The organism is Frankia sp. R82, assembly GCF_023716925.1.
Lineage (GTDB): Bacteria > Actinomycetota > Actinomycetes > Frankiales > Frankiaceae > Frankia.
Window position 1 is genome coordinate 1 of record NZ_JAMQQG010000316.1, and the last position, 24,298, is coordinate 24,298.

The following is a 24,298-nucleotide window of genomic DNA, read 5'->3' on the forward strand; positions in this document are numbered from 1 at the left end:
CCTCAGCCGGGCGTGCGCCCGGCCGACGGAGCGGCCCACGCCGCAGCCGACGAGGCGGCCTGCCGCCCGACCGGCGAGCCGGCCCGGGATCCCGTGAACGTGATGGACGAGGCGGCCAGGGACGACGCCGTGTGCGGGATGGGTGGGGTGTGCGAATCGCACGTCGTCGGCTGACGGCAGACCGGTATCGGACAACCAGAGGATCACATCGAGAAACCACGGTGGCGTTGACACCGGACCGTCGAGATCTCGAAACTTCCGGCCGGGATAGTAACTCGTACCCCCCATCGGTGCATGATCTCCGCGGGTCGGATAGGAACAAAGGTGGGGGTACGGTCGTCCGGCGGTGGCCCGCAACGAGACGGGCACGGATGACGCGAGACGGCCGGGCACAGGGACCGAGGAGGGGTCGTGGGGGATTCGTACGGCGCGGGGTGGTCGTCGGGTGGCGGGCCCGGCGGGCCCGCGGGTGAGGCCGGTCCGCTGGGGTCGTCCGAGGCATCGCGTCCGCTGCCCACCCGGACGTCCCGCCGCAGCGGCTCCGGGGGTGCCGGCGGTCTCGGTGCCGCGCCGTCCGACGACCTCCGCGGAGTGTCACCCGGCAGTTTCGGCACGCTGACCGCGCACGATCTCGGTGCGATCCCGTCCGGCCCGGGCCTGGGAACGGGGACGCCCGGCGGCGGTGGGTTGGACGGCCTGGCCTCCGGTGGGCTGGGGGCGGTGCGGACGCGGCGACGCCGTCCGATGATCGTCGGTCTCGGCGGCACGACGCAGCCCAACTCGCTCACCCAGTGGCTGCTCGCCGGCGCGCTGGGCACGATGGCGCAGGCCGGGGCCGAGACCCTGCTGTTCGGCTCCGGCGAACTCGACCTGCCGATGTACTCCCCCGAGCGGCCCGAGCGCGGCCCCGGGGCACTGCGCCTGCTCGCCGCCGTCGAGCAGTGCGACGCGCTGGTCATCGCGACCGCCGCCCAGCACGGCCGGGTCTCCGGCCTGGTCAGCAATGCCCTCGACTATCTCGACGACCTGCGCGGCGCCCCCCGTCCCCACCTCGACGGTCGCCCGGTCGGACTCATCGTCACCGCCCCCGGCGCCGATTCGGCGGGGACGGCGCTGACCGCCCTGCGCTCGACCGTGCACTCCCTGCGTGGCTGGCCGACCCCCCAGGCCATCCTGCTCGACACCTCGGCCTCCCCCACCATCGCCGACGCCGACGGCCGCCTGACCGACCAGGCCACCGCGAGCGCCCTGGAGACCCTCGTCGACCAGATCATGGGCTTCACCTACGCCTGGTCCCAGGTGATCTGAGCGCGCCGCACCCCGTCCCGCAGTCACCCCACTGACTGCGGTCGGACCACTGCGGTCTACCGTGACGGGACCCGGTGGCGTTCACCTGTCGCCTCTCCTGATGCCCGTCCGAACGGACCATGCGGACCGCCACCGAAGCATGGCCCGGATGTCTCATCGGGAATCGCTCATACGTAGCCCAGTGGTGCTATCCGTGACGCGACTTGGGGTTTTCGAGGCTCCCAACGGAGTAACGAGATAGTCGGAGCAGTGATCCCCGCAAGGGGCTCCCCAGGCGCGTGGACCTTGCCGTCGCGCAGAGCCGGGACACGAACGAGGAGGCGGCAGGGTGCGAGGACGATGCGGGCTGGGCAGGTTTGCCATGACGGCGGTGACCGCCGTGCTCATGGCAACGCTGGCTGCCTGCGGTGGCGGTTCCGGCTCGGACAGCGCCAGCTCCGGCACGACGTCCGGCACGTCCGGCGCCTCGGGCTCGAGCAGCGCCGAGGGTAGCCCGGTCAAGCTGATGATCATCGCGCCGACGGGCACCGCCGGCACCAACTATCCCGAGATGGTCGCTGCCGCGAAGGCCGCCGTCCGCGGCGTCAACGCCCGCGGCGGTATCGGCGGGCATCCGGTCGTCCTTGAGCACTGCAACGAGGGAAACGACGCCGCCACGGCGAAGAAATGCGCCCAGCAGGCCGTGGACGAGCACGTGCTCGCGGTGGTTGGCGAGATCAGCGGGTCCGGTGGGATCATGCCCATCCTGGCCAAGGCCGGCATCCCGTCGATCGGTTCCGCCGGCGTCTCCGCGGACGGCTCCGAACTCAGCTCACCGATCAGCTTCGTCATCAGCCCACTGACCTTCTACCCGGCGGTGTGCCCGACCCTGCTCGCCAAGGCGGGCGCCCGCCACATCGGTCTGGTCGGCTACGACCTCAGCGCCAGCGACCGGCTGATCACCATGGCCGTCGGCGGTGGCCGGGCCGCGGGCCACCCGATCGACCCGAAGATCCGTATCCCGATCACGACCAGCGACTTCGCGCCGACGATCACCCAGCTCACCCGCTCCGGCGCGGACGGCGCCGTCCTCGTCGTGTTCGACCAGGCTGCCTACTCGGTCATCGGGAAGTCCGGCCAGCAGGTGCGTACCTGCCACGCCGGCGGAACCCTCTCACCGAAGTACCTCGCCACCCTCGGCCCGGCCGCCGACCGTCTCGTGGTCGCCACCGCGTTCCCCGAGTTCAGCCAGGCCGGCCAGTTCCCCGAGGTCGCCCGGATGGTGCGTGAACTGGACGCCGAGCAGGCTGCCGGGGACGCCGACGCCGCCCCCGCCCTGCGCACCAGCACGAGTACCACGGACGCCTGGCTGTCCGTGCAGATCGCCGAAAAGGTCGGCAACCAGGTCTCCGGCGGCCTGACCGCGGCGAACCTGCTCGCCCAGCTGAACAGGACCAAGCACCTGGACCTCGGCGGCATCGTCCCCCCGCTGGACCTGACCGCCACCACGCCGATCCCCGGCGCCGAGCGCATTTTCAACTCCACCCTGCGTGGGGCCCGCTGGGACAGCGCGTCGAAGTCCTTCATCTCCCTGGGCACCGACACCTACAACGGTCTCGACATCCTCCGCCGTGCTGCCGGCTGATCCGCCCGGTCAGGCCTGCCGGTCACGCCGGCTGACCCGCCGGTCGGCCGGCTGACCCGCTCGCCGCCAGCCGGCCGATCCGCCCGGCTGGCTGGCCTCGAGGGGCTCGACGGGTCCGAGGGGCTCGACGGGTCCGGGAGACTCGACGGGCTCGACGGGCTCGACGGGCAGGTAGGCGCCGAGCAGCCGGTCGCGGTCGGCGTTCGCCTCGGCGGCCGTCCCGGACCAGGCAACGACGCCGTGCCGCAGCACGTGGACCCGGTCGGCGATGGCCAGGGCGCTGCGCACGTGCTGTTCGACGAGGACGACGGCCAGTCCGGCGTCGGCCGCGGCGCGCACGGCGCCCAGGAGGCGCTGGACCACCTGGGGGGCCAGGCCCAGGGACAGTTCGTCGGCGAGCAGGATCGTGGGCCGCCGGGCGAGCGCCCGAGCGAGCGCGACCATCTGCTGCTGGCCACCGGAGAGCAGGCCGGCCCGGCGATCGAGATGCTCGCCGAGTTCGGGGAAGATCTCCAGGGCACGTGCGGGGTCGCACCGTCCGACGCGCAGGTTCTGCCGCACGGTCAGGCTCATCACGACCGAGCGTTCCTCCGGCACCAGGCTCAGACCATGCCTGGCCCGTTCGTGCAGGGGCGCCCGGGAGGCTTTCCCGTCGAGGTGGACGGCACCGCCCGTCGGGACCAGGGCGCCGGCAAGCGCCAGCAGCGTCGTCGTCTTGCCTGCCCCGTTCGGGCCCAGCAGGGTGACGACCTCGCCCGCCCTGACCTCAAGGTCAAGATCGCGCACGACCGGCCCAGCCCCGTACCCGGCCGACAGCCCACGGGCCGCCAGCACCACCGGCCGGTTGCCGACGTCCGCCGTCGCGCTTCCCCCGCCGCGAGGCATCAGATCTTCCCCACCCGAGCGGCCGTGGACGGCCTTGGTACCGCATCCGCCCCCGGAGAGGGCGGCGCTCGGTGACAGGACGGGGAGTCGGCCGCGTCCACATCGCCGAGGTAGGCGGTGCGCACCCGAGGGTCGACGGCCACCTGGGCGGGCGGTCCCTCGGCGATGAGCTCTCCGGCGTCGAGGACCACGACGCGGTCACACACTCCCATGATCACATCCATGTCGTGCTCGTTGAGCAGGATGCCGAGGCCCCAGTCGTCGGCGAGGCGACGGAGCAGGGCCGCGACCTCGGCGCTTTCGGACTCGTCCAGACCCGCGCACGGCTCGTCGAGCAACAGCACGCCGGGCCCGGCGGCGACGGCGCGGGCGATGGCCAGCAGGCGACGGCGTCCGTACGGCAGATCGGAGACCGTGCGCAACAGGTCCCCGCGCAGGTTGAAGGCGTCGATGGCGGCGAGCGCGGGCTCGGGCAGCGGGCGCGACCGGGGCAGAAACAGGTCGGTGAGGTAGGCGGCGGCGTCGCGCCGGTCGCTGGCGGCCTGGATGTTCTCCAGAACGGTGAGGTCGTCAAAGAGTTCGAGGTTCTGGAACGACCGGCTGATGCCGGCACGGGCCCGGCGGTGGGCGGCCAGACGGTCCAGCCGAATATCACCGAGCGTCATCGACCGCACGGTGGACGGCGTGTAGCCGGTGATCGCATCAATCACGGTGGTCTTGCCCGCACCGTTCGGGCCGATCATGCCGACCACCTGGCCCGGTTCGACCCGTAGGTCGACGTCACGCACCGCGGCCACCGCACCGAACCGGACCGTGAGTCCCCACACCGACAACGTTGTCGGCTCCCCCGACCGGGCCTGCCGCCCCACCGCGCCCGCAGGCTCCGGTCGGGCCGCCTGCCCCGACCGGGGGGTGGCAGTGGCACAGGGGGTGGGGCCGAGGGCGCGGTGGAGGCGGGTGGCGTCGGCGCGGCTACGGCGTTCGGCGGCACGCGGGACGAAGCGGTCATAGAGCGCAGCTGCGGTGCGGGCGTTCTCCGGCGCCATCCCACCGCCGGAACGGGACAGTACGACGACGAGGATGATGCCGCCGATCAGGGGCACGTACCGGTCGGGATGGGTCAGCACATGGCGCATCGCGCCGCTGAGCAGGGCCGCGAGGGCGGCGGCGAGAGCCGCGCCGAGCCAGGGCAGCCAGCGGCGGGCGGCTGGCCCGACCAGGCGGTGCGCATGGCCCAGGCGGTAGGCGGTACGTGGGTCGCGCTGCAGCGCCGCCGTCCCGGCCAGGCCCAGCAGGCCACCGACAGCGGCGAGGATGGCCCGTAGCAGCCAGCCGAGCCGGCCGAGCCAGCCCCCGACCGTCACCCCCGCGCGGGCCAGCAGTGCTCCGGGCGCGAGCAGGGCGCCGGTGAACGAGCCGCTGACCCAGCCGACGCCGCCGACCACCGCATAGGAGATCAGCAGAATCGACGGGAACGGCGCGAAGTTCCCACGGCCGTAGTCGATGTTGCCGTTCTCGCCGAACAGGTAGAACGCGTAGAGCACGCCACCGAAGCCGGCGATCGCCGCCGACAGCGCGAACGCGTACAGCTTGGCGCCGACAACACTTATGCCCAGGGCGGCGGCCGCCCGTTCGTTGGTGCGCACGGCGATCAGGCGGCGTCCGGCCCGGCCTCGGCGCAGGTTCGCCACAGTGAGCGCGACCAGCACGAACGCGACCACCGAGACGGTTGCGAAGCCGCGCGGATCGTTCAGCGGGTCCAGCCGCACGCCCAGGAAGCGCTGGTGACCGACGACGGTCCCCTCCGGACGGGACAGGTCCGCGAACAGCGAACCGAGCTCCCCGCCGGTCCCTTCGGGGGGTGGCGAATGGTAGCCCCGCTGGAACAGCAGCGCGTCGACGGCCGCACCGAGGCCAAGGGTGACCACGGCGAGCTGCAGCCCCCGGGTGCGCAGCGCCGGCAGCGCGAACAGCAGTCCGACCAGCGCCGTCCCGGCGACACCGACGGCCATCGCGGCCTCCAGCGGCCAGCCACGGGTGGCCACCAGCCGTCCGGCGATCAACGCGGCGATCCCGGAGAACGCCAGTTGCCCGAGGGAGAGCTGCCCGGTGAACCCGACCAGCACCACCACCGACAGGATGATCAGCGCCCACAGGGCGTTCGCGTCCAGCGCGTCCACCCAGTCGGTCGGCAGCACCCACCACACCGCGGCGAGCGTGGTCGCAAGCAGCACGGCGAGGGCACGGGGATGCACCCGTCCGCTGCCGAGCACCGGATGGCGTTCGGCGACATGGCCCCGTTCGGGCAGACCGCGACCGCGCACCGCCAGATAGAAGACGATCACGGCCAGCGGGATGGCCCGGTCGATGCCCCGCCAGAACGGGTGATGCGCGACCAGCTCGTACTGGGTCTCCACCTCGACCAGGCCGAGAACGAGCCCGCCGGCGAGCACCACGGGAAACGAGTGGAACCGGCCGATCAGCGCCACGGCGAGCGCCGGCACGATCAGCAGCAACAGGTTCGACGAGGACAGCGGGTTCTGCAGCGGCGCGAGCAGCACACCGGCGAGTCCGGCCAGGCCCGCGCCGACCCCCCAGGCCGCGGCGGCCAGTGCGTCCACCGACCAGCCGAAGGTCTCGGCCGCCCGCGGGTTCTCGGTGGCGGCGGTCGCGGCAAGCCCGAGTGTGGTGAACCGGAACACCGCCCACAGGGCTCCGACCAGCACCGCAACCGCGCCGAGCCGGGCAAGGATGCTGACCTCGATGTCCGTGGCGAACAGGGTGACGCTGCCGCCGGGCAGCACCGCCGGGGAGGTTCGTACGGCGCCGGCGAACATCAGCGTCAGCGACGACTCAAGAATGATCAGCAGCCCGAGGGTCGCCATCAGGCGCAACAGCGCCGTGGCCTCCCGCAGCGGGCGCATGACCAGAACATGGAAGGCGACCCCGATCGCCGAGGTCGAGCCCACCGCCAGCACCGCGGCCAGCGGCAGGGGCAGCCCCCACGGCCCGTGCAGCCCATGCAGGACATAGGCCGACCAGGCGACCAGCGCGCCCTGCGCCATGTTGAGAACCCCGGCCCCGCGGGCGATGACCACGACACCGGCGGCGACCAGCGCGTAGAGCGCACCGGAACCAAGACTGAGCAGGGCGAACCCCATGACGTCGTCCACGACCGGTCCACATCTGCTCCGGGCGGGCCCGCTGGCCGCGCCCCACTGTCATCCCCGGCGGTTCCCCCCACCGCCGTTTCCGGCCCCGCCCGATCGCACCAGATCTGACCTGATCATGCCCGATCGAGGGCGGCCGGTCGGGGACAGGCCAGCAAGAAACCCAGACTCCCGATCACGGCAACGGACGTGACGTTATGACCCGCCGATCGGGCTACACAAGTAAATCGCCCACAACAGCGACCACGAACGGGGGTGTCCGTGCGGGCCATCCCTGCGGGATGCACGGGAATCGGTCCGGTGGGTGTCATCGCCCGGACCGGGGATGGTGATGCCGCTCGTCACCCGGTACACCTAGAAGGGACGGACGGCGCACGCCCGGTCCGGCGGACGAGAGTAGGACGGATGACAGAACTGGTGCCCGGCGCGAACGCGCCGCTGCCCCCGGGCCCCGTCCTGGTGCGCCTGCGTGGGCCGTTCGACCTGTGCGCTCTGGTCGTGTCGGCGAACGGCAAGGTCAGGGGGGACGACGACTTCGTCTTCTACAACCAGCCGCGCACACCCGGCGTCACCCTGGCCGGTACCGAGATCACCATCGACCCGGCGGCGCTACGCCCCGGGGCCGAACGGGTCGTGCTCGCCGCCAGCCCCGAGGACGACGGTTCGTCCTTCGGCCGGTTGCCGTCCCCCGTCGTCACCCTGCACAACCTGCGGGGAACCGTGCTCGTCCACTTCACCCCGCCACCGCTGTCCCTCGAGACCGTGCTCACCCTGGTCGAGATCTATCGCCGCGGGCAGGACTGGAAGGTCCGCGCCGTCGGCCAGGGCTATGCCGACGGCCTCGCCGGCCTTGCCCGCGACTTCGGTGTCGTGGTCGACGACGACGGCCACAGCGCCGCACCATCCGTGCCCCCGCCGACGCCAGCTCCCCCACCGGCGCCAGCACCCCCACCGGCACCCACAGCTCCGCCGGCACCCGCGGCCCCGCTGTCACCGGCGGCACCACCACGACCGGCGCCGGCCCCGGCTCCGATCGTGACCCCGCCCGTTCGGACCCCCCCGGGCATGGGCATTCCAGATTCACCCGGCGCACCGGGTGGGGCACGACCGACCGTGGGGTTCAGGTCCGGTGCGGCACCCGCCTGGCACGGTGGGGCGGCGCCCTTCGGGGGCGACGGGCTTCCCCCAATGCTCGCCCAGGTCGTGACGTTGACGAACCTCGAACGTGGGCGGGTCGGCCTGCACCCGCTCAGCGTCGACCCGGTGTTGACCGCGGCCGCCGACGGGCACAGCGCCGACATGGCCCGACGTGGTTACTTCGCCCACACCAGCCCCGACGGACGCACCGTCTCCGACCGGGTGACCGCGCTCGGTTATCGCTACTCCCGCGTCGCCGAAAACATCGCCGCAGGTCAGACGTCCGCCGAGGAGGTCGTCGCCGGCTGGATGGACAGCCCCGGCCACCGCGCGAACATCCTGCTGCCGCAGCTGCGCGAGATCGGCGTCGGCCATGCCGTCGGCGGCGAGTACGGCACCTACTGGACCCAGGTCTTCGGCACGAAACTCTGACGCCGGCGACGTCAACCGGCCCGCGGAACGTCAGGCGGCGATGGGCTGGCCGCGCAGGATGACGAGGTCGGGGGCGGCGAGGACGGCCAGGTCGGCCCGGGGGTCGGCGGGGTAGAGGACGAGATCGGCGGGGGCGCCCTCGGCAAGGGCGGGATGGCCGAGCCAGGCGCGGGCCGACCAGGTGGCGGCGGCGAGCGCGGACTCGGCGGGCAGGCCGGCGCGGCGCAGTTCGGCGACTTCGGCGGCGACCAGGCCGTGCGGCAGGCTGCCACCGGCGTCGGTGCCGACGTAGATGGGGATGCCGGCGTCCCAGGCGGCGCCGATGGTGTCGTAGCGGCGAGCGTGCAGGGCGCGCATGTGCGCGGCGTAGGCGGGGAACTTGGCCTCGGCACCGCGGGCGATGTTCTCGAACGTGGCGATGTTGACGAGGGTGGGGACGATCGCGACCCGACGCTCGGCGAACAGGGGGATTGTGTCGGTGGTGAGTCCGGTGGCGTGCTCGATGCAGTCGATGCCGGCTTCGACGAGGTCGGCAAGGGCGGCCTCGGCGAAGCAGTGGGCGGTCACCCGAGCGCCGGCGGCGTGTGCGGCGTCGATCGCCGCCTTGGCAACCTCAGGCGGCCAGCAGGCGGCCAGATCGCCGAGGTCCCGGTCGATCCAGTCGCCGACAAGCTTGATCCAGCCGTCACCGCGGCCGGACTGGGTGAGGACCTCGGTGACGAGGTCGTCCGGTTCGACCTCGGCCGCGTAGTTACGGATATAGCGACGGGTGCGGGCGATGTGCCGCCCGGCCCGGATGAGTTTCGGCAGGTCGGGGCGTTCGTCGACCCACCGGGTGTCGGCCGGGGAGCCGGCGTCCCGCAACAGCAGCGCGCCGGTCGCCCGGTCGGCGAGGATCTGCTGTTCGGCGGTGGGCTGGTCGACGGCGCCGTGCCCGTCCAGACCGACGTGGCAGTGCGCGTCCACCAGGCCGGGCAACGCCCAACCGGTCACGGTCCGGATGTCGCGAGCAGCGTCGCCGGTCGGGGCGGTGAGGCTGATCCGCCCACCGACGACCCACACCTCGTCGAGAACCTCCGCCGGGCCGACGAGCACCGGCCCGCGGATGTGCAACGTCGGTCCGTCCACCGCGGTGGGCGACCCACCGCTCGATGTCGCCATCGCACCTCCTCGGCCGACCAGGAGCCTGTCGGCTCCCAGTCTGCCCGACGGAGCGGCCACGGGACGAGAAAGAAAGAGCGGAACAACTGGATGGAAGAACGGTGGGGCGAGGGAGTAGGAGAAAGGCAGCAGGGAACGGACGGCCGACCGAGAACAGGTCAGACGTCGAGCTGGGATTCGATGGTACGCAGCCGGTGCCGGGCAAGGGCAAGATTCGAGCGGCTCTTGTCAAGCACCAGATAGATGAACAGGCCGCGGCCGGAATGGCTTTGCAACAGGCGGATGAGATGGTATTGGCGACCGAGGGTGATCAGAATGTCCTCGATCGTGTCCTGCAGGCCGAGGCTCTCCATCGTGCGGAGCTTGGCTCGGATCACCTCGGTGTTTCCGGCAGCGGCCACCTCCAGGTCGAGCGAGTGGGGATTGCCGGCCGTGCCCAGGGTCATGCCGCTGGTGAAGTCGACGAGCGCGGCTCCGAGTGCGCCCCCGATCTCCAGCGTCTCCTTCAGTGCGATGTCGACACTGTTCATATCTCCTCCAGCTTGCCTAGGGTTTTTGGCTCGCCCGCCGCCGCCATCACCGGTAACCGTCACCAGCTCACGCGAACCGCGCGTCGTTACACGTCCCCGCATCACAGTCCCTCGCCGACTAGAAAACGTCCGATCCCCGACTGCCTTGGGCGAAGTGTAGCCAACGACAACCGGAGCACACCAGACCGGAGGAAAAAGAAAAAGGCCGCGCGGACAGGAGGACAACATGCCCCTCTCCGGTAGATACGGAGAGTATCGTCAAGCGATTGATCGGCTAATAGGAAAACCGAAAACATGCCGTGCTCAAAAATTAATCAGATACCTGATACAAAGCAGTTGTGGATTTCTGGGCACCCCGTGGACGGCGCAGCCAACGTGCAGGGCCGCCGCACGCCACCTTCGGGGTGATCGACCGTTTCGTGGGTAGAGGCGCCGACATGGTCGATCGGGGCGGATCACGACGGCGACCGGCAGCACCGCGGCAGGCCGGAGCACCGCGGCAGGCAGGAACGTCAGGGCGGACGGCGGCTCCACGGCGGGCTGGGGCGCGACACCGGGTGGTGTGGGCCGGCCTGCTGTTGCTCGGCGCGATGCTGGTGTGGACGGGCTGCGCCGGCGACGGTTCCTCCGGCGACCGGCCACCCGCCGAGGCTGCGGCCAAGGCCCGGCAGACGGCGGCTGCGGCGGAGGCTGCTGCGGCGAGAGCGCAGGCGAGGGCAAAGGCGGCGGCGGAAGCGTCCCAGGAGCCGATGGGTGGGCGGACGCTGCTGCCGCACTACCGGATCGTCGCGCACTACGGATCGGTCGGCGGCGGGGCGCTCGGCGTGCTCGGCGAGGGAACGCCGGAGCAGGCGGCGCAGCGGGTGCTGGCCGCGGCGGCGCCGTTCGGTGCGGGTGACCGGCCGGTGCAGCCGGCGATGGAGCTGATCGCCACGGTCGCGGCGGCGTCACCGGGCGCGGACGGGCTCTACAGCAGCATGCTGACGGACGAGGCGATCATGCCGTACCTGACCGCCGCCCGGGCCCACCGGATGCTGCTCATCCTGGATCTGCAGCCGGGCCGCGGACGATTCCTGGACCAGGCGAAACGTTATGAGCGGTTGCTGCGGGAACCCGATGTCGGGCTTGCCCTCGACCCGGAATGGAAGATGGGGCCGGCCCAGGTTCCGGGCCGGCAGATCGGCAGCAGCGACGCGGCCGCTGTCAACGAGGTCTCCGGCTGGCTCGCCGGCCTGGTGCGGCAGCACCGGCTGCCGCAGAAACTGTTCGCCGTGCACCAGTTCACCCAGTCGATGCTGCCGGACCGGGAGAACATCGTGGCCCGCCCGGAACTGGCCACCATCTTTCACATCGACGGCTTCGGCGCCCGCCAGGACAAGCTGGACAAGTACGCCCTGCTGCACGCCGAGCCGCCGTTCTTCACCGGGGTGAAACTGTTCCTCACCCAGGACGCGAACATCTTCAGTCCGGCGGAGACACTGACCTTCACGCCCCCGCCGGACCTCATCACCTACCAGTAGAACAACGACATCAGCCGCGCCACCGGGGCCGGTGCCGTCACGTGACCGTCAGACGGTCAGCCGCGCCACCAGGGGCCGGTGATGGCGACGGTGAGGCCGTCGCCCTGAATGTTGGCGTAGAGCCACTTTCCGTCGGCGGAGAAGGTGGCACCGGCCCATTCGCTGTCGCTGCCGGCGTTGCGGGCCAATGGGTGGGGTGTACCGTCCGCGGACGGGGCGACCAGGTAGTTCTCGCCGTCACCGTCTTCGCACAGGACGATTCCACCGAACGGCGAGACGGTGATGTTGTCGGGCCCGTCGAACCGGCCGCCGACCTCGAGGCGCAGCACCAGCTCGAGGGTGGCGCGCTTCGGGTCGAACCGCCACACCTGGCCGGAGTGGTCGAGTGCCGCGCCGTCGGACGTCTTCGCGTAACTCGACACCAGGTAGATGACGCCGCGCGACCAGAAGATGCCCTCGGCCTTGGGCACCCGGGTGACCTTGGCGTTGTCGAACTGGGCCCGCACCGAGACGGTGGTGGCGTCGGGGTCGGGGACGTCCACCCAGGTCACCGAGAGCCTGGTGCCCAGGTCGCGCACGGCGGACAGATCCCGCACGGCCGGGACCTGCAGCGCCTGCAGCTTCCCACCCGCCCGCAGGCTCCCCGGCCCGCCGTTCGGCCGCTTCGGCTGGAACCGGTACACCAGCCCGTAGGGCTTGGCGGCGTCCTCGGTCAGGTAGAGGGTGCCATCGCGCGGGTCGACGGCGACGGCCTCGTGCGCAAACCGGCCGAGCGCGGCCAGCGGCACCGGGGCGGCGTCGTGCAGCCGGCCGAACGGGTCGACCTCGAAGACGTACCCGTGCCTCTTGGTGAGCACCGCCTCGGTCGCCGGGGTCGCCTCGGTCTCCTCGCAGCTCAGCCAGGTGTTCCATGGGGTCCCGCCACCGGCGCAGTTGCGGTAGGTGCCGGCGAGGCTCGGGATGTGGCGCAGCAGTCTGTCACCGGCGACGGCGAGCGTCGTCGTCCCGCCCGGCGCCGCGGGGTCGTAGACCAGGCCCGGGCGCTGCGGCACGATCGGGTCCTTCGTCCCCGGCGACAACTCGTGGTTACGCACCAGGACGCTGCGCCCGGCCCCCGCCGGGAACGCCCGCATCCCGTCGTGCGAAGCCGGCACGAGGCCGCCGCCGGGCCCGTCCAACGTGTCCTTGCCCGCCCGGGAGAACACCGAGTAGCTGAACCCCTTCGGCAGGTCCACCACCTTCTTCGGGTCCGGAACAAGCTCCCCGTACCCCTTGAACGCCGCCGGGGTCCCCGCGTTCGCGGTCCCGGCGAACACCGCCTCCACCGCCCCCGCGAGCGCAAACCCGAGGCCGGCGGTCCCCGCCCCGGCCATCACCTGTCGACGGTTCACTGACATGCGTTTCCTCCTCGAGGACGCCGTTGTCCCGACGGCGCCCCGAGCGACGCTCACAGCCCCAGATGACCAGAGATCGACGCCCACCGAAACGTCAGTACACGTCCAACCATCCGATCAGCGCCGGACCCGTCACCCATCCGACCCCCACCCTTCAATCACGAACAAACCAGACACTGTCGCACGCTCAGGGAGCGCCGCCTCCCCCGTGCACGCCACCGTCTCCCCCCCGCGCACACCACCGCTCCTCCCCCGGACGCCACCGCTCCTCCCCCGGACACGACCACCCCGACTACCCGTGTAGCCGTCACCCATCCGAACATCGGCCATCTACCCCACAACGCTGCCACCCAGAGTCCCCGACAGCGGGTGCCCGGGTGCCCCGTGTCCGCCTTGGCTGGCGACCATTGCGCCAAGTCACGGATTCCTGCCGAGGCGGAGTGAAGATTCCGGCCCACCGATCCTTCACCAACCCTCGGCAAGAACAGATCATGACCGTCAGCCACCCACAACCAAGCCAGTTCCGTCACAATAAGTAGCATTTACCGCGCGAAAAGTATCGGTCGACGAGCGTCAGAGGCAGATACGCACGAGGGCATCCCGGCGGAACGTCCACCGACTCCCAGGACGGTCACACTCCGACACCTCAACACGGAACGCGATGAGACGCCTACATCTCGACGGGCCAGGAGTACCAACCGGGGCAGACCAGCGGATCATGGGGTTGTGCCACGACCGACGCATGCAACAGGAGACACGCCGGAGCACGAACAGGCCCACTGTCGGAGACCACGCACCCGGTGGCGACACAGTCTCCAGCCGGGATCGGTGCAGTCCCTCGTCCGGCCGTGTGGCGGATCGCGCGGGCATCGCCGGCCGTGTGGCGGCTCGTCTGCCGGTCAGAAGGTGCCGGGGGATGGTGGGTGCGCGCCGACGGGTGGCAGGTCGAGCCTGAGGGGGGCGGCTGCGGGGGCATCGCACTCGGGAGAGATCGCCGGGTCCGCGCCGGGGCCGCGCAGCAGGCGGGTGCCGTCGGGGAGGTTGCCGGTGGTGGCGGCGTCGCGGAGGTACTCCCACAGGACGCGTTGAAGTTCGATGGCGGCGCGGGTGGGTTCGACGTCGCGGCGGCGGGCCAGCCCGATGGTGCGCTGCAGCCCGGGTGGGGAGAACGGGGTGACGCGCATCCCCAGTCGGCGCGCCACCATGCTCGGGATGACGGCGCTGCCCAACCCGGCGGCGACGAAGCCGAGCACGGCGTCCATCTCGCCGCCCTCGATGGCGAAGTTCGGGTCGAAGCCGGCCTCGCGACACGCCGTGACGGTGGCGTCGCGCAGGTCGTAGCCGCGGCGGAACATCACCAACGGATGGTCACGCAGGTCGGCCACGTACAGCGGACGGCCGGTCACCAGTGGTGGTTCGTCCCGGGACGTCACGAGCACCAGGCTCTCGCGGATCAGCGGTGAGGTGACCAGGGCGGGGTCGGAGCTCTGCAACGGCAGGATGATCAGGGCGAGGTCGAGGTCGCCGCCGGCGAGGTCGCGGATCAGGTCGCGGGAGCCACCCTCCTCGACGAGCAGGCGGATGCCGGGGTAGCGCTGGTGGAACAGGCGCAGGACGTCGGGTAGGAAGCCGGTGCACAGGCTGGGGGTGGCACCGAGGCGGACCGTGCCGTGACGTAGGTCCAGCAGCTCATGGACGCGCTGGCGAGCCGTCTCCGTGTCGGTGAGGATACGGCGCGCGAGCGGGAGGAGAGTCTCGCCGGCGGCGGTGAGGCTGATGTTGCCGCGGGCCCGGTTGAACAGTGGTGCTCCCAACTCCTGTTCGAGTGATCGAACCTGCTGGGACAGTGAGGGTTGCGCCACATGCATGCGCTGCGCGGCCCGGGTGAAATGCCGGGTCTCGGCGACGGCGACGAAATAGGCGAGCTGGTGGAGCTGCACACCGGCCAGCGTAGCCCTCCATAGCGCCCGACTATGGACTCAAGCTTTATCATGTCTTGGACCTCTGCTGACCACGGCTCTAGGGTGCGGGCGTGGCTGTAACAACTCCGACGCGACCGGCGCCCGCACCACGCCCGGCGCGCCCCGCGCGGTCCTCCTTCGCCCCGTTGAACTTCTGGCGTTCGACGATCGGCAAGAAGACCGTGATGGCCGTCACCGGTCTGCTGATGCTGGCGTTCCTGATCGCACACATGCTCGGGAACCTGAAGATCTTCTATGGCCGTGATGATTTCGATCACTATGCCGACTGGCTCCGCACGATCGGGGAACCGGTCCTGCACGGAGCTTGGTATCTGTGGATCCAGCGGTTCGTCCTCACGCTGGCAGTCGTCCTGCACGCCGTCTCCGCGTACCAGCTCAGCCGACGTGATCTGAAGGCCCGGCCGGCCAAGTACGCCCACAAGCAAAGGGCCAAGGCCGGTTACGCCGTGCATGTCATGCGTTACGGCGGCATCACCCTGGCGTTGTTCATCATTTATCACATCCTTGACTTCACGACGCTCACACTGAACCGGCACGGGGTCGAGGGCGCCGCCTACGACAACGTCGTCTCCAGTTTCAGTGTGTGGTGGGTCACCGCCATCTACATCGTTGCAATGATCTTTCTGGGCCTGCACATCCAACATGGTTTCTGGAGTGCGGCGCAGACCCTGGGACTGAACCGGCCGAACCGTGACCGGGCCGTGCATGGCATTGCCACCGGGCTCGCCGTGCTGCTCACCGTCGGATTCCTGATCGTTCCGGTGGCAGTCCTCGCCGGCCTGGTGGACTGAGAAGAAGGCTGACATGACGTTCTTCAAGCTCGGCGACGACATCGCCGACACGCGCGCGCCGGACGTCCCGATCGAGCAGCGCTGGGACAAGCGCCGCTTCGACGCCAAGCTCGTCAACCCGGCGAACCGCCGCCGCCACTCCGTCATCATCGTGGGGACGGGCCTGGCCGGCGGGGCCGCGGGGGCGACCCTGGCCGAGCAGGGCTACCACGTCATCCAGTTCTGCTATCAGGACTCGCCGCGACGCGCCCACTCGATCGCCGCACAGGGTGGCATCAACGCGGCGAAGAACTACCGCAACGACGGCGACTCCGTCTACCGGCTGTTCTACGACACGGTCAAGGGCGGTGACTTCCGCGCCCGGGAGTCCAACGTCTACCGGCTGGCGCAGACGTCCACGCAGATCATCGACCAGTGCGTCGCGCAGGGCGTGCCGTTCGCCCGCGAGTACAGCGGTCTGCTCGACACCCGCTCGTTCGGTGGTGTGCAGGTCGCCCGCACCTTCTACGCCCGTGGTCAGACGGGTCAGCAGCTGCTGATCGGCGCCTACCAGGCGCTGTCGCGTCAGATCGACGCCGGCAACGTCGAGATGCACGAGCGCACCGAGATGCTCGATCTGATCGTCATCGACGGTCGCGCCCGCGGCATCGTCGCCCGCGACCTGGTCACCGGGCAGATCTCCACCTACCTCGCGGACGCGGTCGTGCTCGCCACCGGCGGCTACGGCAACGTGTTCTACCTGTCGACGAACGCCAAAAACTCGAACGCGAGTGCGATCTGGCGGGCACATCGGCGCGGCGCGTACTTCGCCAACCCGTGCTACACGCAGATCCACCCGACCTGTATCCCGCGTTCCGGCGACTACCAGTCGAAGCTCACTCTGATGAGCGAGTCGCTGCGTAACGACGGTCGGATCTGGGTGCCCAAGAACGCCGGTGACACCCGCTCCCCCGACCAGATCCCCGAGGCCGAGCGCGACTACTACCTCGAGCGGATCTACCCGGGCTTCGGCAACCTGGTCCCTCGCGACATCGCCTCGCGGGCCGCGAAGAACCAGTGCGACCTCGGCCGCGGCGTCGGGCCCGGGGGCCTGGGCGTCTACCTCGACTTCGCCGACGCCATCCGGCGTCTCGGCGAGGACAAGGTCCGCGAGAAGTACGGCAACCTGTTCGAGATGTACGACCGGATCACCGGCGAGGACCCGTACAAGGTCCCGATGCGGATCTACCCCGCCGTCCACTACACGATGGGCGGCCTGTGGGTGGACTACGACCTGCAGAGCACCATCCCGGGCTGCTTCGTCGTCGGTGAGGCGAACTTCTCCGACCACGGCGCCAACCGCCTGGGCGCCAGCGCGCTGATGCAGGGCCTGGCGGACGGCTACTTCGTGCTGCCGCCGATGCTCGGCAACTACATCGCCTCGAACAAGTTCGACAAGGTCACCGAGGCCCACCCCGACGTCGTCGAAACCGTCAACGAGGCGACCGGCCGGCTCACCAAGCTGCTGTCGATCAACGGCGAGCGCACGGTGGACTCGTTCCACCGCGAGCTCGGCGAGATCATGTGGGACGAGTGCGGCATGGCCCGCAGCGAGGACGGCCTGCGCAAGGCACTGGGCCGTCTGCCCGAGCTGCGCGAGGAGTTCTGGCGCTCGGTGAAGGTGCCCGGCAGCGGGTCCCAGGTGAACCAGAGCCTCGAGCGGGCGAACCGGGTCTCGGACTTCCTCGAACTCGGCGAGCTCATGTGCGTCGACGCGCTGCACCGTGAGGAGTCCTGCGGCGGCCACTTCCGGGTGGAGAGCCAGACGCCCGACGGCGAGGCCCGACGCGACGACGACCGCTTCGCCTACGCCGGCGCGTGGGAGTTCGGCGGCACCGGCGAGCAGCCCATCCTGCACAAGGAACCGCTGAACTTCGATTACGTCCACCTCGCCCAGCGCAACTACGCGTGACGACGGTCGTGCACGACGTGGCAGCGACAGACTCCCCCTTCCTACCCGACCACAACAGCGAGAGCGCGAGGAGCGGAACGTGAAGCTCACCCTGCGGATCTGGCGCCAGGCCGGCCCGGCCGACTCCGGCCGCATGGTGGCCTACGAGGTGCCCGACGCCAACCCGGACATGTCCTTCCTCGAACTGCTCGACGTGCTCAACGAGCGGCTCACCCTCGAGGGCGACGACCCGGTGACCTTCGACCACGACTGCCGCGAGGGCATCTGCGGCTCCTGCGGCGTGGTCATCAACGGACAGGCGCACGGGCCGCGCGAGCGGACCACCACCTGTCAGCTGCACATGCGCGAGTTCGCCGACGGAGACGTGATCGACGTCGAGCCGTGGCGCTCCGTGGCGTTCGGCGTGGTCAAGGACCTCATGGTCGACCGATCCGGCCTCGACCGGATCATCCGGGCCGGCGGCTACATCAGCGCCAACACCGGCAGCGCCCCCGAGGCGCATGCCACCCCCGTGCCGAAGCCGATCGCGGACACCGCCTTCGACAACGCCACCTGCATCGGCTGCGGCGCCTGCGTCGCAGCCTGCCCGAACGGCTCGGCGATGCTGTTCACCTCGGCGAAGGTGACACATCTCAACAGCCTTCCGCAGGGCGCCCCCGAGCGTGCCGACCGTGTCCTCAACCTCGTCGAGGCCATGGACGCCGAGGGCTTCGGCGGTTGCACCAACACCGGCGAGTGCACCGTGGCCTGCCCCAAGGGCATCCCCCTGGACAGCATCGCCACCCTCAACCGCGAGTACCTGCGCGCCTCCCTCGGCCGCAAGTAACCCGCACCGCACCACCGCACCACCGCACCACCGCACGGCCTCGCACCACCGCACCACCGCACCACCGCACCACCGCACGGCCTCGCACCACCGCACCACCGTCTGCCCCGAGGGACGACCGACCCGGTTGTCCCTCGGGGCAGACCCATGTCCGCCCCCGCTCCTACCACCGCCGGCGCCACCGCAGCCACCATCGACACGGACAGCACGGACGCCGTCACCACCAGCACCGACGCCGTCACCGCCAGCCCGACCGGCCGCCGCGGAGCGGTCTCAGCCAGCCATCACCGCACGAGTCCTCCGGTCGCCGCCCACATGTGGAGGGTTGTTCGGGCCCAGAGGCCGAAAACCCCGAACAACCCTCCACATGTGGGGACAGCACGAAGTGCCTTGGGCTTTGTGTCGCGGTTCTTTGGGGTTTGTGTCGTGAGCCGACGTGACATCTACCCAGATCACACCCGGTGCAGACGAACTGGTGCTGCGGCGAGGGCAGTTCCACAGCGGATGCCGGCGGGCGGGGTTCGGGCGGACAATGGTGCAGGTGGAAGGTCAAATGCACAACGCACCGGATCGGGTGGCCATCATCGGCGGGGGGATGGTCGGGCTGTGCGTGGCCTGGTTTCTACAGGAGCGGGGCGTCCGGGTCACGGTGTTCGATCGGGATCAGCTGACGTCCGGAGTCGATCCGGTGGGGGCGGGGTCGTCGTGGGGGAACGCCGGCTGGCTCACCCCGGGGCTCGCCACGCCGTTGCCGGACCCGGCGGTCCTGCGCTATGGGCTGCGGGTGCTGTGGCGGGCAGACTCGCCGGTGTACGTTCCGCCGGTGGCCGATGCGCGTCTTGCTCGGTTCGTCGCCGGGTTCGTCCGGCACAGTACGCATCGGCGCTGGCAGTTGGCGATGCGGGCGTTGGCGCCGCTGACCACCACGGCGCTCGAGGCGTTCGACGTCCTGCATGCGGGGGGTGTGCGTGTCCGCACCCGGGCGGCCGCGCCGTTTCTCGCCGGCTACCGGGAACGCGCCGACCTCGACGAGCTGCTGCGCGAGCTGGACGGGGTACGCGCGGCGGGGCAGCCGGTCGACGCCGAGGTGCTCGACCCGCTCGCCGCCCACGATCTTGAACCATTGCTGAGTCCGCAGGTCCGGCACGTCGTCCAGGTGCATGGGCAGCGGTACCTCGACCCGGGACGGTTCGTCGCCGCGCTCGCCGACGCGGTGCGGGAACGCGGCGGTCGCATCCACGAGTCCACCCCGATACACGCCATCCACGCCGCGGATGCGACGCATGCGGCGGGAGCTGCAGGCACGGGACGTGTGGTGATCAGCCGATCCACCGCGGACGGGCATGACGCGGACGGGAACGGCGCGGATCGGCCTGGCGGCGCGGACGGGCCTGGCGCGGATGAGGAGTTCGACGCGGTGGTGGTTGCCACGGGGGCATGGCTGCCGCGATTGGCCGGGTCGTTCGGGGTGCGAGTGCCGGTGCAGGCCGGGCGGGGTTACAGCTTCCAGGTGGCGACGCCGCAGGCGCCGAGTGGGCCGATCTACTTTCCGGCGTCCCGGGTGGCGTGCACACCGGTCGGGGACGGGCTGCGGGTCGCCGGGATGATGGAGTTCCGTCGGCCGGACGCGCCGGCCGACCCGCGGCGCATCCGGGCGGTGGTCGAGGCGGCCCGCGGCCTGCTGACCGGGGTTGATCTCGATGTTCGCACCCACGAATGGGTCGGGCCGAGGCCCTGCACTTCGGACGGGCTACCGCTGATCGGCCGAACGGCCTCGCCGCGTGTGTTCGTCGCCGGTGGGCACGGAATGTGGGGCATCACGTTGGGCCCGGTCACCGGGCAGCTTCTTGCTGACGCGATCGTCAGCGGGACCCCCGCCGCGGCGCTGGCCCCCTTCGACCCGCTGCGCTGACCGGAGATCGTCCGGGCTGGCTGGCGGGTCGACCCTGCTGGGCAAAGATCCGCCATGGTGGCCGGCGATCCGCCGCACCCAACAGGATGGCCGCCCCCCACGTGATTGCGGGGGGCGGCCGGGTGGCCACCGCCGTGCGCCGCGGGACCGCAGGCTGCAGACGGCGCGACCGATGATCGGTTCGGTGCCTGGCACCGCGATGACACTGCACCGTGGTGATGGTGCCGTGGTGATGGTGCCGTGGTGATGGTGCCGTGGTGATGGTGCCGTGGTGATCGAGTGGACCTGGCCGGTCCGGGTCAGGGCCGGTCAGGGCTCGATCGTGGGCCTGGGATCAGGGCCCGGATGTCAGTAGGGCCCGGCTGTCAGTGTGGCCGAGTGGGGCTGCGAATGGGGTCAGGCCTCGGTGCGTGTGGCGGTGCCGGTGCTGGTGACGGCGGTCCGGCGCCGACGGGCGGCTACCCGCAGCAGTGCTCCGCCGCCGAGCAGGGCGACGGCGATCGAGGCCATGGCCCCGGTCTGGACTCCGGTGAAGGGCAGAGTGCTGCCGGCCGGGGTCGCGCCCGCGCCGCCGACACCACCGGCGCCACCAGCGCCACCGGCGCCGAGCACGCCGACACCGACCCCTGCGACCACGCAGTTCGGGCCACCCTGGCCGCCGCCACCCTTGTCCTTGTCCTTGTCCCAGTTCTCGTCCTTGTCCTTGCCCTTGTCCCCGTCCTTGTTCTTGTCGGAGAACCAGTCACCGATCTGGGACAGCCAGTCCCCGTCCTTGTTCTCCGCGGCCTTGTCCTCGGTTGCCTTGTCCCCAGTGAACTTGTCCTCGTTGGTCTTGTCCCCGGTGGTCTTGTCCCCGTCGAGGCCGGCGGCCTGGGCCTCCTTCAGCCCGTCCTTTCCACCGTCCTTGACATTGTTGACGTCCTTGTTGACGTCCTTGCCGTCCTTGCCGTCCTTGTTGATGCCGCCGAAGCAGCCTTCGTCGGCGCCACCGCCACCGCCGCCGCCGTGCGGATCGTCGTCGTTCCAATCGTGGTGGCGACCGTCCTTGTCAAGGAAGCCACCGATGAAGTTGGAGACCCAGGCCGGGTTGAACGGCAAACCCTCGATGCCGTTCTCACCGAAGCCGATGACGGTGACGGAGGCGTTGACGATGCGCGGGTCGACGTCGCTGCCGGTCAGGTTCTGCTGGCCGGCGGTCGGGAAGTTCACCGGCACGGCGAAGCTTCCGGTCGCGTCAGCGAGCACGGTGTTGATCAGCTGACCGTTGATCTTGATGTTGACGGGGCGTCCCGGGATGAATCCGCAGCCGCTGAACACGACGCTCTCGCCGGCGAGCACCACGGACTTGCTGACGGAGCCCGGGCCGATCAGTCCCGAGCAGTTGGTGGGTGGGTAGGGCTTGTCGTCGGTGAGGATCGGCTTGTCGAGGATCGGCTTGTCGAGGATCGGCTCGTCAGGCAGCAACTGACCGACTGCCGGCTGGGTCGACTCGGACGGACCGAGCAGTGATTGACCGGCTGCCGGCTGGACGGGAGCCGGCTGGGCGGGGCCCGGCTGACCGAAGACGGGCAGGTGGACGTCCGGCGGGGCGACGACTGGTAGGTCGAGAGCCGATGCGGAAGCCGCCGGCAGGACGGCGAGCACCATGCCGCTGCCGGCCAGCACTGCGGCTCCGAGAGGTCGGAACTTCATACAGGCACTCCCTGCGGATGATCACGTCAAGTAGATGAACGATTGACGTGACAGAGAGTAAGCATCAACTACTCTCCGTGTCTACGACCGCGGGAGCTAGTTAGTAACTCTGCGTGACCATGGCGGGACAACCTGGACCCCCTGGACGAGTAGCTGCTCGGGGACGGGCAGCGGCTGCGGGCGGACGACGAGCAGCGGACCCGCATGCGGTTCGAGCACCTTGAGTGCCAGGGTGCGCGTCTGGCCGCGGTCGAGAGTCAGGTAGGTGGAGACGACTGGTAGGCCGTTTTCACTGCCGGCGTCCATGCTGATGGCATGGCCGTCGAGACGGGCACCCGCGAACAGGCTGTCCCGTCCGGTATAGACCGACAGCCAGATGTTGTTCTGTGCCTGCGGATTGCCGTCCGGGCTGGGCCGGTCCTCGCGGTTGCGGACGTAGTCCGACAGCCCGTCCGGGGCGGCGTTCGTCAGCTTGATCACGATCGTGACGGCGCCGCCGCCACCAGGCATCCGCTGAACCTGGTAGCTCACCCCACGTCGCAGCCAGTAGTCAAGCTTGCTCGCCGCCGCATTCTGCGTCACGACGGCGAGGTACGGCTCGTTGCCGGTGGGCAGCGCGCCGCCCAGGGCCGTCCCGGAAAGAACGTCCTGCTCGTCGGCGTGGTTGCTGGACACGAGCAGCCGGCCCTCGCGGGCGGCGCGGGTCAGGGCGGTCAGCAGTTTCGGGGTGTTCCCGCTGCCCGATTCCACCGCGGCGTAGGCGGCCTGGCCGACCTCGGCGAAGAAACGGTCCCGGCCGGCCACGGTTGGTACCCGCGCATACACCTTTGACTCGACCAGGTCGACCAGGGAACCCGCGGTGACCACCTCGCCGTCCGGCAGCACCGCCGGGCGGCTCGCCGCCAGCAGATAGGCCAGCGTGGTCGGGTCGACGCTGATCGTGCCGTCCACGTCGATGCCGGTTCCGGCCCGGTACATGCTGGTGTAAAGCCGACCCACGGTCGGATAGTCCGGCGTCAGGTTCGCGTTCGCCCACACTCGGTCCGGCCAGAACGATCCGTAGCGCTCCGCAAACGGGCCGTTCAGTTCCACGGCCGGGTTCGCCTGGGTCGGCCCGCCGGGTAGCGAACCGTTTCCGGTGATGCCACTGAGTGACAGCTGGCCCCGCTGGGCGGTGAGCAGGCCGAACCCGCCGATGATTCCGCCGTTCGCCCGGGACTCGGCCGGGTTCTGCACGACCAGCAGGTAGCGCCGGGCTTCCTGCGCGCCGAGCATCGCCGGGCCGATCCGCGCCGCCAGCGCCACGCTGTCCAGCGCGTCGGACAGACTCGCGCCGCGCTCCACCACCTCGCTGCGGGCCGCATCGACGCCGCTGACCCGACCCGTCCAGCCGCAGCGCGGGGCGGCCTGCGCCGCCGCCTGCAACCCGTCGAGCGCCGCCGACGCCCGCTGCGCCGGTATTCGCGCCGCGGCCAGGGCATCCACGTTGATGGTCATCTGCTGGCGCAGTCGGGCCGGGTTCAGGTCGTTGCCGAGCTCCGCCACCGCGGGCAGGCCGGTGGCCGCCATCGCGTCGAACCCGCGCGCAAGCTGGGCGGCCGAACGCAGCGGGCAGCCCGCCCAAGGGACGTGCCCGAACGCCGACCACACCGGGTCATCGGTCAGGGAGCGCGCGGCTCGAGCCCGGTCTCCGATCGCGGCGACCTGGGCGCTCAGCTCTGCCTGCGCCGGTAGGTCGCCTGCCAGCACCTGCTGCTGCAGCACCGCGATGCGGGCCCGCGCCTGGTCGAGCTGGGTGCGGGCCAACAGGGCGCGCACCACCACCCAGCCGAGCAGGCCCACCACCACGACCAACAGCACGGCGCAGCCGCCGACCAACCCGCGCTGCCGCGCCCACCAGCCCCGGGCCGGACCGGCCGGACCGGCCTGATCCGCCGGGTCAGCCGGGTCAGCCGGTCCCGCGGGCTCCGCCAGCACGTCGGC

At 70.7% G+C, this 24,298-nt stretch carries 15 protein-coding genes and 1 pseudogene; 8 read left to right on the top strand and 8 right to left on the bottom strand.

Going from position 1 to position 24,298, the window contains the following annotated elements:
- Positions 1-411: 411 nt before the first annotated feature.
- Positions 412-1,308, top strand: a complete 897-nt coding sequence (locus tag ND747_RS25965; protein WP_251736853.1) for an NAD(P)H-dependent oxidoreductase — start codon at positions 412-414, stop codon at positions 1,306-1,308.
- 361 nt (positions 1,309-1,669) lie between these two features.
- The gene (locus ND747_RS25970; protein ID WP_251736855.1) at positions 1,670-2,932 is read left to right on the top strand and encodes an ABC transporter substrate-binding protein; all 1,263 of its coding nucleotides are present in this window, start codon (positions 1,670-1,672) and stop codon (positions 2,930-2,932) included.
- A 162-nt stretch (positions 2,933-3,094) separates the two neighbouring features.
- On the opposite strand, the pseudogene ND747_RS25975 reads toward ND747_RS25970, so the two are convergent.
- A pseudogene (locus ND747_RS25975) lies at positions 3,095-3,817 on the bottom strand (ABC transporter ATP-binding protein); the annotation flags it as partial.
- Positions 3,817-6,990 carry an ATP-binding cassette domain-containing protein gene (locus tag ND747_RS25980; RefSeq protein WP_251736857.1) on the bottom strand — a complete coding sequence of 1,058 codons (3,174 nt, stop codon included), beginning with the start codon at positions 6,988-6,990 and terminating at the stop codon, positions 3,817-3,819. The pseudogene ND747_RS25975 and the gene ND747_RS25980, both read right to left, overlap by 1 nt.
- A 402-nt stretch (positions 6,991-7,392) precedes the next feature.
- On the opposite strand from ND747_RS25980, the gene ND747_RS25985 reads away from it, so the two are divergent.
- Positions 7,393-8,556: a CAP domain-containing protein gene (locus tag ND747_RS25985; protein ID WP_251736859.1), complete on the top strand. Its 1,164-nt coding sequence runs from the start codon at positions 7,393-7,395 to the stop codon at positions 8,554-8,556.
- A 30-nt stretch (positions 8,557-8,586) separates the two neighbouring features.
- Here ND747_RS25985 and ND747_RS25990 read toward each other — a convergent pair whose 3' ends face one another.
- Both ND747_RS25990 and ND747_RS25995 read right to left on the bottom strand, forming a co-directional pair.
- On the bottom strand, positions 8,587-9,717 hold the full coding sequence (locus tag ND747_RS25990) for an amidohydrolase family protein (RefSeq protein ID WP_251736861.1): 1,131 nt from the start codon (positions 9,715-9,717) through the stop codon (positions 8,587-8,589).
- 158 nt (positions 9,718-9,875) lie between these two features.
- Positions 9,876-10,247, bottom strand: a complete 372-nt coding sequence (locus ND747_RS25995; protein WP_251736863.1) for a hypothetical protein — start codon at positions 10,245-10,247, stop codon at positions 9,876-9,878.
- Between the two features lie 557 nt (positions 10,248-10,804).
- Here ND747_RS25995 and ND747_RS26000 point away from each other — a divergent pair.
- Positions 10,805-11,767, top strand: coding sequence for a hypothetical protein (locus ND747_RS26000; RefSeq protein ID WP_251736864.1), 963 nt, complete (start codon positions 10,805-10,807; stop codon positions 11,765-11,767).
- Positions 11,768-11,823: 56 nt separating this feature from the next.
- Here ND747_RS26000 and ND747_RS26005 read toward each other — a convergent pair whose 3' ends face one another.
- Together ND747_RS26005 and ND747_RS26010 are read right to left on the bottom strand one after the other, a co-directional pair.
- A complete protein-coding gene (locus ND747_RS26005; RefSeq protein ID WP_251736866.1) occupies positions 11,824-13,164 on the bottom strand; it encodes an alkaline phosphatase PhoX in 1,341 nt (446 codons plus the stop codon).
- A gap of 896 nt (positions 13,165-14,060) precedes the next feature.
- On the bottom strand, positions 14,061-15,101 hold the full coding sequence (locus ND747_RS26010) for a LysR family transcriptional regulator (RefSeq protein ID WP_251736868.1): 1,041 nt from the start codon (positions 15,099-15,101) through the stop codon (positions 14,061-14,063).
- 167 nt (positions 15,102-15,268) lie between these two features.
- On the opposite strand from ND747_RS26010, the gene ND747_RS26015 reads away from it, so the two are divergent.
- The 4 genes from ND747_RS26015 (at position 15,269) to ND747_RS26030 (ending at position 20,623) form a co-directional block, all read left to right on the top strand.
- A complete protein-coding gene (locus ND747_RS26015; RefSeq protein ID WP_374216328.1) occupies positions 15,269-15,934 on the top strand; it encodes a succinate dehydrogenase cytochrome b subunit in 666 nt (221 codons plus the stop codon).
- Between the two features lie 13 nt (positions 15,935-15,947).
- Entirely contained in the window at positions 15,948-17,885 is a 1,938-nt protein-coding gene (locus ND747_RS26020) for a fumarate reductase/succinate dehydrogenase flavoprotein subunit (protein ID WP_251736870.1), read from the top strand.
- A gap of 79 nt (positions 17,886-17,964) precedes the next feature.
- Complete coding sequence (locus ND747_RS26025; RefSeq protein WP_251736872.1) at positions 17,965-18,711, top strand: succinate dehydrogenase/fumarate reductase iron-sulfur subunit; 747 nt, start codon at positions 17,965-17,967, stop codon at positions 18,709-18,711.
- A 553-nt stretch (positions 18,712-19,264) separates the two neighbouring features.
- Positions 19,265-20,623: an FAD-binding oxidoreductase gene (locus tag ND747_RS26030; protein WP_251736873.1), complete on the top strand. Its 1,359-nt coding sequence runs from the start codon at positions 19,265-19,267 to the stop codon at positions 20,621-20,623.
- Between the two features lie 396 nt (positions 20,624-21,019).
- On the opposite strand, the gene ND747_RS26035 is transcribed toward ND747_RS26030, so the two are convergent.
- Together ND747_RS26035 and ND747_RS26040 are read right to left on the bottom strand one after the other, a co-directional pair.
- Complete coding sequence (locus tag ND747_RS26035) at positions 21,020-22,315, bottom strand: hypothetical protein (RefSeq protein ID WP_251736875.1); 1,296 nt, start codon at positions 22,313-22,315, stop codon at positions 21,020-21,022.
- A gap of 96 nt (positions 22,316-22,411) precedes the next feature.
- Positions 22,412-24,292, bottom strand: coding sequence for a DUF4012 domain-containing protein (locus tag ND747_RS26040; protein ID WP_251736879.1), 1,881 nt, complete (start codon positions 24,290-24,292; stop codon positions 22,412-22,414).
- Positions 24,293-24,298 lie beyond the last annotated feature (6 nt).